Genomic DNA, 9313 nt, shown 5'->3' with positions numbered 1-9313 from the left:
TTCACGGGGTTCCTTCGATCGGAGGCCGGTGGCCGGCGGGTACGGGGGCCGGCCGCGGGGTGGGGCGGCCGAAGAGGGCGGAGGCCAGCGCGAGGCCCGCCACCGCGCCGGCGAGCTGCGCGGCGACGAACGCCGGCACCGACCCCGGCGCTATCCCGGCGAACGAGTCGGAGAAGGCGCGGCCGACCGTCACGGCGGGGTTCGCGAAGCCCGTGGACGACGTGAACCAGTACGCCGCCCCTACGTACGCGGCCACCGCGACCGGCGCCGTACGCTGCCGGCCGGTCCTGCCGAGGCCGACGACCAGCAGCACCAGGCCCGCCGTCGCCACGACCTCGCCCAGCCACAGGTGCCCGGCCGACCGGTCGTGCCCGGACCACCGCACCAGCGGCTGCCCGAACATCGCGTCCGCCAGCACCGCGCCGCCGACGGCCCCTGCGACCTGCGCGGCCACGTACGCGGCGACCTCCCGGGGCGGCAGGCCCGGCCGGCCGGTCCACCACGCGGCGAGGGTCACCACCGGGTTGAAGTGCGCGCCGGAGACCGGGCCGAGCAGGGCGACGAGCACGCCGAGGCCGAAGACGGTGGCCAGCGCATTGGCGAGCAACTGCACTCCGGCGTCCTGCGTCAGGCTCGCCGCCTGGATCCCGGAGCCGACGACCACCGCGACCAGCGCACCGGTGCCAATGCACTCCGCCGCGGCCCGGCGCATCAGCGTTACGGGCTCGGTCATGCCGGCGTACCGGGCCGCGCCGCCGGGGGGATGGCGAGCAGTGCGGACAGCCGGGCCAGGGCGCCCGGGACCGCCCGGTAGTAGACCCATGTGCCGCGCCGCTCGCTGCCGACCAGGCCCGCCTCCCGCAGCACCTTCAGGTGGTGGGAGATCGTCGGCTGGGACACGTCGAACGGCCCGGTCAGGTCGCATACGCACGCCTCGCCGCCCTCGTGGGAGGCGATGAGCGAGAGCAGGCGGAGCCGTACGGGGTCCGCGAGGGCCTTGAACATCCGCGCCAGGTCGACGGCGTCGGCCGCGTCGAGCGGTTCGCGCACCATCGGCGAGCAGCACGCCGCGGGCTCGGCGTCCTGGCCCAGGACGACCAGTTCTGACTTCGACATGCGTCTATGTTGACGCTTGTCGATCCAGATGGCAACCTCGGGGGTGTCCTGTTGTATTGACGGATGTCGATGCAACGCCCATCAGGAGGGAGACGTCAATGTCCCGCGTCCAGCTCGCCCTGCGCGTCGCCGACCTCGAAGGCTCCGTCGCCTTCTACTCCAAGCTCTTCGATACGCAGCCCGCCAAACTCCGCCCCGGCTACGCCAACTTCGCCATCGCCGAGCCACCGCTCAAGCTCGTCCTCATCGAGGGCGCGGGCGAGGGCGCGGGTGAGAGCGGCCAGGACACCCGGCTCGACCACCTCGGCGTCGAGGTCGACTCCACCGCCCAGGTCGCCGCCGCGGCCCGCCGCCTCCGGCAGGCCGGCCTCACCACCTCCGAGGAGAACGGCACCACCTGCTGCTACGCCCTCCAGGACAAGGTCTGGGTCACCGCCCCCGGCAACGAGCCCTGGGAGGTCTACGTCGTCACGTCCGACGCCGACACCTTCGCCAAGAGCGACACCTGCTGCACCGGAGCCGCACAGCCCGAGACTCCCACCGTCGGCTGCGCCTGCGGCAGTTGAGGGCACGCACGGGGTACGGGGCGCAGCGCCGGCGCCTCAGCGGCGGGCCGCGACCGTCGCCAGCGTCGTATAGCTCATGGTGAAAGCGCCGCCCAGCGCGTCGATCGCCGTGCCCACCGCGGCCAGCACGTCGGCGAGTTGTGCGGGGGCGAGGCGGGTGAGGCCGCCCGTCGTGGGCAGGAGGGCGAGCCATTCGTCGCGGGTGTACGGGCGCTGCCAGTCGTAGCGCCACTGCTCGGGCTCGGCGAATGAGCCGGTCGTACGGATCGCGTCCGCGAAGCCCGCGTAGAGGGTCCGGTACGCCTCGACGGGGCGGCGGGCGGGGCCGGTTCGGGCGAAGGGGGAGTCGGGGGCCGCGCGGCGGAAGGCAACGGCGAAGGGCTCGGCGATCTCGGCCGGCGGCTCGTAGACATGGCCGAAGACCGCCAACCGGCCCCCGGGGCGCAGGACTTGCGCCGCCTTGGCCGCGCCCGCCGCCGGGTCCACCCAGTGCCAGGACTGCGCGGCCACGACTCCCGCGAACGTACGGCCTTCCGGGCGCCACTCCTCGAACGTCGCGACCTCGACGGGCAGTCCGCGCGAGCGGGCGAACTCCGCCATGCGCGGGTCGGGTTCGACGCCGAGGACGGTACGGCCCGCGGCCTGGAACTGCCGGGCGGCGACACCGGTGCCGCAGCCCACGTCCAGGACGTCGCCGGACTCCGGGGAAGGCAGCGCGGCGACGACGCGGGCGATCAGCTCCGCCGGATACGCCGGGCGGCTCGCGTCGTAGCCGCCCGGGTCCTCGCCGAACGACTCGGCCATGTGCCGCGCCTTGTGCGGCTGCACGGAGGGGCCGGGCGCCGGGTCGCCGGGCGCGGAAGAGGAAGGTCGCATGGGCTGCTCCGCAGGTGGACGCCGCTCTCGCGGTAAAGTGGGCACGCGCCCACCTTAGTGGGCAACCGCCCACTCGGCAATGATGAGGGAGCGGGCCGACAGACGACGAGGAGCGGAAGGAGCCGCCGCCGTGCCCACCGGAGTGCACCTGCGCGACGCCCGGCAGCAGCTCTTCGACGCCGCCGAGCGGGTCCTCCTGCGGGCCGGGCCGAACGGGCTGACCAGCAGGGCCGTCACCGACGAGGCGGGCTGCGCCAAGGGCGTCCTGCATCGCCACTTCAGCGACTTCGACGACTTCCTCGCCGCCCTCGTCCTCGACCGCGCCGCGCGGCTGGCCGAACAGGCCGACGCCCTGCGGGAGTCCGCCGGCACCGGCACCGTCGCCGGCAACCTCACGCGCGCGCTCGGCACGCTCTTCGGGCCCGTCCCGCTCGCGATCATCCCGCTCATCACCTTCCGCGACGAACTGCGCGCCCGGCTGCGCCAGGCCCGGCCCGGCGGCGGCATCGCGGTCCTCGCCGAGGCGACGGAGGCGGTCTCGGCGTACCTGGCCGAGGAGCGGGCGCGCGGGCGGATCGCCGCCGACGCGGACATCGACGCGCTCACCCTCTCGCTCGTCGGCGGCGGCCATCTCCTGTTCGCCGACCGGGACTTCGCCGACCGGCACGTCGCGGAGGGCGAGGCCGGTACGGGGGCGGCGGCGGACGCGGCCGGCAAGCTCGTCGCCGCGGTCATGGCCGACGCGGTGCAGCGGCGCCCGCTGCCGAACGGGAGCCCGGCGCAAGGCTGTTGACGCCGGAGTCGGATGCGGCGCACGGAGCCCGGGCCGAGCGCGCCCGCGCACGTCAAGGAGCGGTAGCGGTCCTGCAACCTTGTGGCGTAAGCCCTCCAGGATCTGCGATCCCTTGGGTAACCTGCGCCCCGTGACTGAGCACGGGGCAGAAGCGCGCAACGCCGAACAGCACCAGGCGGATCGGGAGTTCGACCTCGCCGGCAGTGGTGCCAGCGCGCTGAAGGTCGAGGACCCAGCCCGGATAGGCGACATCCCGCTGCTCGGCCGGCTCGGCTCCGGCGGCATGGGCCGGGTCTACCTGGGGCTCGTCGGCGGGGAGTACGCGGCCGTCAAGCAGGTGCACCCGCACTTCGCCGAGGACCCGATGTTCCTGCGGCGCTTCGGGCGCGAGCTGGACAACCTCGCCCGGCTGCCCGGCGACGTCACCGCGCCGCTGCTCGACAGCGACCGCGACGCCCGCCCGCCGTGGTGCGCGACCGCGTACGTCCCCGGCCTCACCCTCGGCCAGGCGCTCGACCTGCACCGCCGCCCGCTGCCCGTACCCGCGGTGTGGCTGCTGCTGCGGCACCTGGCGGTGGGGCTGTGCGGCGTCCACGACCTCGGCATGGTGCACCGCGACCTCAAGCCGTCGAACGTGATGCTCACGCCCGAGGGCGCCACCCTCATCGACTTCGGCATCGCCCGCGCCGCCGAGCAGAGCCACCTCACCGGTACGGTCACGGTGGTCGGCACGCCCGCGTACATGTCGCCGGAGCAGGCCGCCGCGAGCAAGGACCTGACGCCCGCGACGGATGTCTTCGCCCTCGGCTCGCTGCTCACGTACGCGGCGACGGGCCGCCCGCCGTTCGGCGAGGGCGCCGGGCTCGAAGTCCTCTACCGCATCGTCCACTCCGAGCCGGACCTCGACGAACTCCGCTCCGTGGACGGGGCGTTGGCGGACGTCGTCGCCTCCTGCCTCGACAACGACCCGGCGGCCCGGCCCACGGCACGGGAGTTGGCCGAGCTGGCGCGCGAGCGGCTGGCGGGACTTGCCGGGGCCATGTCGGCGGCGGGCGCGCAGGTCGCCGGGGGCGGGCGCGCAGGGGAGGCCGGCGTCGACGCCGGGCGGGACGAGCGGGGCGCGATCACTGCGGAGGGCTCCGCAGGCTCAGCGGGAACCCCCGACCCCGACAGCCCGGGCGCCGGCGAGCCGACCGTGGCCGTCCACGCGGACGCCGCCGCGTCGGCCGCTCACGGCCCGGGCCCTGGCAAGCTCGCGGCAGCAGTCCCGGAAGCCCCCGCCGCCTCGGCCCCGAGCAGCCCCGGCGCCGGTGAGCTCGCGGCACCCCACCCCGCCCCCGACGCCCAGTCGCCGTCCGGGCGGGAACTCCCCGGGTGGCCCGTGGCCGTCATGGCCGCGTTGGCCGAGCGTGCCGGGTTCGTCGCCCGGGCGCGGCCCACCGCGTCGCAGCTCGGCGCGGGCGCCGCGTCGGCGGTGAACGCGACGCCGCCCGTGACCGTCGCCGTACCGCCCGCGCGCAAGCCGAGGCGGCGTCGGCGGGTGGCGCTGCTCATCGCCGTGCCCGTCGTGCTCGCCGCCGGAACTCCCGTGCTGCTCCAGCTCCTTCCCGACTCCGCGCCCGACCACGCCGCCGCCGAGGGCGGCCCGCGCACCGCGGCCTCGGCCCCGCGCACGCCGGGCGCCCCGCCCGCCGCCTCCACCACCGCACCGGGGCAGAGCCCGGCGCGGATACCCGCCGTCGTCGCCGCGCCGCCGTCCCCGGCGGCCCGGGGCGCGGGCCGGGCGGACGGCACGGCGGCGGCGGCCGACCCGTCGAGCAGCGGCACCCCCACCTCCCCGGGCACGGCTACCGCGCCGGCCGCGCCCTCCGCACCCGGCGACGACGACAACCCGCACGCGTACCAGAGCGGCAGCCAGGGCAGTTGCCTGCGGGCTGCCGGGCTCGGCAAAGGCGTCACCCTCGGCTCGTGCGGCGGCGACGCCGCGATGTGGACCATGACGGCCGTACCCGGCGGCTACCACCTGGTCAACAAGGCCACCGCGCAGTGCCTCCAGGCCGGCGGCTTCGCCGACTCCGCCCTCCAGGCGTCCTGTTCGGCCTCCGGCCTCCAGACCTGGTACGCGACCGCCGGCGACGGTCTCGCCGAAGCCTCCGACGCCAAGTGCCTTGCCGTCACCGGCCTCGGCGCGGTCCTCACCGGCATCGGTACGCAGGAGTGCGACGGTTCGCCCGCCCAGGTGTGGCGCCGCCGGTGACCGCCGTTGACCGCAGGTGACCGCCGGGCGCCGACGCGGCCCGCCGCACCCCGCACCCGGCCCATGACCTGATACGGATGGTCCTCATGGACGACGGCCTCCGGCAGGTACGCGCAGGGCGCACCCCGCTGCGCCCCGACGCCCCCGTCTGGTACGTGGCGTACGGCTCCAACATGTCTGCCGGGCGCCTGCGTTGCTACCTCGCCGGTGGCCGCCCGCCCGGCGCCTCCCGTACGTACCCGGGCGCGCGCGACCCCCGGATGCCGGCCGCGTCCGCCCCCGTCGAGCTGCCCGGCGCGCTGTACTTCGCCACGCACTCCCCCGTCTGGCAAGGTGGCCGCGCCTTCTACGACCCCACCGCCCCGGGTACGTGCTGGGCCCGCGCGCACCTGCTGACCGCGGCCCAACTCTCCGACATCGCCGCGCAGGAGATGTACGAGCCCCCCGGCCGCGACCTCGACCTCTCCCCCGCCCTGGCCACCGGCCACGCCCGCCTCGGCCCCGGCCGCTACGAGACCCTGGTCTGCCCCGGCGCCCTCCACGGCCACCCCCTGCTGACCTTCACCGCCCCCTGGCACCTCGGCGACGTCCCCCTGACCACGCCCTCCGCGCCCTACCTGCGCGTCATCGCCACCGGCCTGCACGAGGCAGCGCACTGGCCGGCCCCCGCCCTCGCCGGCTACCTCGCCTCCCGCCCGGGCGCCGCCGGGCACTGGACCCCGGAGCAGGTGCTCGACCTGCTGGGGGAGGGCGCGCAGCCGTGAGCGGGGCGCGCTGCGGTTCCGGCCGGGCCCGCGGACCTCACCGCCCTCGCCCGATCCGTGGCGCGGGGGCGTTGTCAGACCCTCGGGCTACCGTGATCGACATGGACAAGCAGCGCGTGACACGGGTGGAACTGGCGGCCTGGGGCGAAGGGGACTTCTGGCTGCTGGAGCGGGCCAACGCGCCCGAGATGACGGACCATCTCGGCGGCCCGGAGAGCACGGAGGCCCTGGAGCGGCGGCACCGGCGGTATCTGGAGATGGCGAAAGGCGGGATGTTCCGGGTCGTCGCGGTGGACGGCGGGGAGGGCGTGGCCGGGCGGACGGTCGGGTCGATCGGCTTCTGGGAGCGCGAGTGGCGCGGCGGCCAGGTGTGGGAGACCGGGTGGGCCGTACTGCCCGAGTTCCAGGGCCGGGGTGTGGCCGCGGCGGCGGCCGGCGCGGTGGTGGAGGCGGCGCGCGAGGCGGGCGGGCACCGCCATCTGCACGCCTTCCCGAGCGTCGACCACCCCGCGTCCAACGGGGTGTGCAAGCGCGCGGGGTTCGTATGGCTGGAGGAGGTCGCGTTCGAGTATCCGAAGGGCACGTGGATGACGTGCAACGACTGGCGGCTCGACCTGTGGGAGGCCACCGAGGCCACCGAGGCCGCCGAGGCGCCCGACGCGGCCACGGCCCCCGACGCGGCGGAGTGAGGGCGCGCCCCCGCCCGCGGACGCCCCGCGCTCAGCCGGACTGCGGGGCGGCCGTCCGCGGGTGCTGCCAGATCTCGCGGTAGGCCGTCGGGGGCAGGCCGGTGCGGCGGGTGAGGTGGTGGCGCAGGGAGTCGGGGGTGGACAGGCCGCTGAGCCGGGCGACGTGCGGGACGGGCAGGTCGGTGGTCTCCAGCAGCTCCTGCGCCCGGTTGACCCGCTGGTGGAGCAGCCACTGCAACGGGCTCAGGCCGGTCTCCGCGTGGAAGCGCCGGGTCAGCGTACGGACGCTGGTGCGGGCGTGCGCGGCGAGGTCCGCGCGGGTCAGCGGCTCGTCGAGCCGGGTGAGGGCCCAGGCCCGTGTCGCGGCGAGCGACGTGCCGTTCTCCGGCGGCAGCGGGCTGTCGATGAACTGCGCCTGCCCACCCGGCCGTACGGGCGCGGCCACCACATGCCGCGCCGCGGAGTTCGCGGTCGCGGCGCCGTGGTCGTTGCGGATCAGGTGCAGGCACAGGTCGATGCCCGCCGAGAGCCCGGCGGAGGTCAGGATCTGGCCGTCGTCGACGTAGAGGACGCCGGGGCGCAGCTCCACCTCCGGGTAACGGGCCCGGAATTCCTCGGACTTGGCCCAGTAGGTGGTGGCCGGGCGGCCGTCGAGGAGGCCGGCCTCGGCCAGGACGAAGGCGCCGGTGCAGATGGACACGATGCGCCGGCCGGCGGCATGGGCGGTACGCAGCAGGTCCAGCACGCGCGGGTCGATGCCGTCGCGGGCGGCCGTGCCGGTGACGACGAGGGTCCCGGCGTCCGCCGCCGCCTCCAGCCCGTACGGCACGCCGACCCGCAGGCTGCCGCCCGCGGTGACCGCCTGCCCCGGCTCCGCGGTGCAGACCCGCACGTCGTAGCCGGGCCGGCCGCGTACGGTCAGCTCGCCGAGGACCAGCTCCGGGATCGTCAGGTCGAAGACGGTGACCGGCGGCACGGCGACGACGGCCACCCGATGCGGCTCCCCAGCCCCAGCCCCCGCTCCCGCCCCAGCTCCAGCCCCACCCGCCCCTGCCCCGGGCCCGTACGCACGCCGGTCCGCGGCGCCGCCCGCAGCCTCGACGCCCGCCGCGCCCGACCGCGCCGCGCCCCCCGCAGCCCGCCCGGCCCCTTGCGCCGCCCGCCCCGCCCCCATGGCCCGAACCTCCGTCACCTTGGCATTCGGGCCACTACCGTACCCCGCCCCCCGCGGCGGAAGGTGGGGCGTCGGCACGTCCCGGCACCCCCGGCACGCACCCCCCGCAAGGAGCCCACCATGGCGCAGCAGCACACCCCGCCCACCTCCCCCCTCACCTCCGCCGTCGTCGTCGGCGCCGGGGCCACCGGCGTGGCCGCCGCCGTGCGGTTCGCGGCGGCCGGGGTACGGGTCCGGCTGGTGTCCCGGCGCGGGGCCGGGCCCGAGCGGGCCGGGGTCGAACCGGTCGCCGCCGACGCGACCGACCCCGTACGGCTCGCGGAGATCACCGCCGGCGCCGACGTCCTCGTCAACTGCGCGATGCCGCCCTACGACGACTGGCCCGCCGGCTTCCCGCCGCTCGCCGCCGCGCTGCTGGGCGCCGCCGAGGCGACCGGCGCCGGATACGTCATGCTCGGCAACGTCTACGGCTACGGCCCGGTCGACGGGCCCTTCACCGACGACCTGCCCATGGCGCCGACCAGCGTCAAGGGCCGGGTCAGGGCCGAGATGTGGCAGGCCGCGCTCGCCGCGCACGAGGCCGGCCGGGTCCGGGTCACCGAGGTGCGGGCCAGCGACTTCCTCGGCGCCGGCGCGTACTCGCCCCCTTCACGATCCTGGTCGGCGACGCGGTCCTCGCCGGCCGGCCCGCCGCCTACCCCGGCGACCTCGACGTGCCGCACGCCTGGTGCTACACCGGCGACGTCGCCGCGACGCTCGTGGCCGCCGCCGGGCACCCGGACTCCTGGGGCCGGGCCTGGCACGTACCGCCCGCCTCGCAGCTGCCCGTACGCGAGCTCGCCCGGCGTCTCGCCGCGAAAGCGGGGCTGCCGGCGCCGCGGCTGCGCCGGATGAGCCGGGCCGAGCTGGCCGCGGCGGCCCGCGCCGACCCGGTCGCCGCGGAGTTCCCCGAGGTGCTCTACCTGCTGGAGCGGCCCCTCCTGCTGGACGCCACGCCCACCGCCGGCACGCTCGGCGTGACGGCGACCCCGCTCGACGAGGTGCTCACCACGATGACCGCCGCCTGAGCCGTACGGCC

At 76.5% G+C, this 9313-nt stretch carries 11 protein-coding genes; 7 read left to right on the top strand and 4 right to left on the bottom strand.

Annotated features, from left to right (window positions below; genetic code table 11):
• Position 1 precedes the first annotated feature (1 nt).
• Positions 2 to 733: an aquaporin gene (locus HCN08_RS05565; RefSeq protein ID WP_167981752.1), complete on the bottom strand. Its 732-nt coding sequence runs from the start codon at positions 731 to 733 to the stop codon at positions 2 to 4.
• On the bottom strand, positions 730 to 1116 hold the full coding sequence (locus HCN08_RS05560; protein ID WP_167981751.1) for an ArsR/SmtB family transcription factor: 387 nt from the start codon (positions 1114 to 1116) through the stop codon (positions 730 to 732). Before HCN08_RS05560 ends, HCN08_RS05565 begins: the two co-directional genes overlap by 4 nt.
• A 98-nt stretch (positions 1117 to 1214) precedes the next feature.
• Between HCN08_RS05560 and HCN08_RS05555 the strand changes: the two genes are divergently transcribed.
• Positions 1215 to 1682, top strand: coding sequence for an ArsI/CadI family heavy metal resistance metalloenzyme (locus tag HCN08_RS05555; protein ID WP_167981750.1), 468 nt, complete (start codon positions 1215 to 1217; stop codon positions 1680 to 1682).
• A 36-nt stretch (positions 1683 to 1718) separates the two neighbouring features.
• On the opposite strand, the gene HCN08_RS05550 is transcribed toward HCN08_RS05555, so the two are convergent.
• Positions 1719 to 2558 carry a class I SAM-dependent DNA methyltransferase gene (locus tag HCN08_RS05550; protein ID WP_407648683.1) on the bottom strand — a complete coding sequence of 280 codons (840 nt, stop codon included), beginning with the start codon at positions 2556 to 2558 and terminating at the stop codon, positions 1719 to 1721.
• A gap of 130 nt (positions 2559 to 2688) precedes the next feature.
• On the opposite strand from HCN08_RS05550, the gene HCN08_RS05545 reads away from it, so the two are divergent.
• From HCN08_RS05545 to HCN08_RS05530, 4 genes are all read left to right on the top strand, one after another.
• Positions 2689 to 3351, top strand: a complete 663-nt coding sequence (locus HCN08_RS05545) for a TetR/AcrR family transcriptional regulator (RefSeq protein WP_167981749.1) — start codon at positions 2689 to 2691, stop codon at positions 3349 to 3351.
• A 130-nt stretch (positions 3352 to 3481) separates the two neighbouring features.
• Complete coding sequence (locus HCN08_RS05540; protein ID WP_167981748.1) at positions 3482 to 5608, top strand: protein kinase domain-containing protein; 2127 nt, start codon at positions 3482 to 3484, stop codon at positions 5606 to 5608.
• Between the two features lie 86 nt (positions 5609 to 5694).
• Positions 5695 to 6372: a histone deacetylase gene (locus HCN08_RS05535; protein WP_167981747.1), complete on the top strand. Its 678-nt coding sequence runs from the start codon at positions 5695 to 5697 to the stop codon at positions 6370 to 6372.
• Positions 6373 to 6473: 101 nt separating this feature from the next.
• On the top strand, positions 6474 to 7061 hold the full coding sequence (locus HCN08_RS05530) for a GNAT family N-acetyltransferase (RefSeq protein ID WP_167981746.1): 588 nt from the start codon (positions 6474 to 6476) through the stop codon (positions 7059 to 7061).
• Between the two features lie 31 nt (positions 7062 to 7092).
• Here HCN08_RS05530 and HCN08_RS05525 read toward each other — a convergent pair whose 3' ends face one another.
• Positions 7093 to 8052: a GlxA family transcriptional regulator gene (locus HCN08_RS05525; RefSeq protein WP_167981745.1), complete on the bottom strand. Its 960-nt coding sequence runs from the start codon at positions 8050 to 8052 to the stop codon at positions 7093 to 7095.
• 303 nt (positions 8053 to 8355) lie between these two features.
• Here HCN08_RS05525 and HCN08_RS05520 point away from each other — a divergent pair, with 303 nt between their 5' ends.
• Together HCN08_RS05520 and HCN08_RS35055 are read left to right on the top strand one after the other, a co-directional pair.
• Positions 8356 to 9129 (top strand): NAD-dependent epimerase/dehydratase family protein, encoded by a 774-nt coding sequence (locus HCN08_RS05520; protein ID WP_240969799.1) that lies wholly within the window; start codon positions 8356 to 8358, stop codon positions 9127 to 9129.
• The gene (locus HCN08_RS35055; protein WP_240969798.1) at positions 9126 to 9302 is read left to right on the top strand and encodes a hypothetical protein; all 177 of its coding nucleotides are present in this window, start codon (positions 9126 to 9128) and stop codon (positions 9300 to 9302) included. Before HCN08_RS05520 ends, HCN08_RS35055 begins: the two co-directional genes overlap by 4 nt.
• Positions 9303 to 9313: the final 11 nt, after the last annotated feature.

It is taken from the genome of Actinacidiphila epipremni (genome assembly GCF_012034175.1).
Lineage (GTDB): Bacteria > Actinomycetota > Actinomycetes > Streptomycetales > Streptomycetaceae > Actinacidiphila > Actinacidiphila epipremni.
Note: the sequence above shows the minus strand (reverse complement) of the source record. Positions and strands in the feature narration are given on the sequence as shown.

Coding starts and splice junctions, on each gene's coding strand:
- HCN08_RS05565 (WP_167981752.1), bottom strand. CDS start 733: ATGACCGAGCCCGTAACGCTGATGCGCCGGGCCGCGGCGGAGTGCATT.
- HCN08_RS05560 (WP_167981751.1), bottom strand. CDS start 1,116: ATGTCGAAGTCAGAACTGGTCGTCCTGGGCCAGGACGCCGAGCCCGCG.
- HCN08_RS05555 (WP_167981750.1), top strand. CDS start 1,215: ATGTCCCGCGTCCAGCTCGCCCTGCGCGTCGCCGACCTCGAAGGCTCC.
- HCN08_RS05550 (WP_407648683.1), bottom strand. CDS start 2,558: ATGCGACCTTCCTCTTCCGCGCCCGGCGACCCGGCGCCCGGCCCCTCC.
- HCN08_RS05535 (WP_167981747.1), top strand. CDS start 5,695: ATGGACGACGGCCTCCGGCAGGTACGCGCAGGGCGCACCCCGCTGCGC.
- HCN08_RS05530 (WP_167981746.1), top strand. CDS start 6,474: ATGGACAAGCAGCGCGTGACACGGGTGGAACTGGCGGCCTGGGGCGAA.
- HCN08_RS05520 (WP_240969799.1), top strand. CDS start 8,356: ATGGCGCAGCAGCACACCCCGCCCACCTCCCCCCTCACCTCCGCCGTC.
- HCN08_RS35055 (WP_240969798.1), top strand. CDS start 9,126: ATGAGCCGGGCCGAGCTGGCCGCGGCGGCCCGCGCCGACCCGGTCGCC.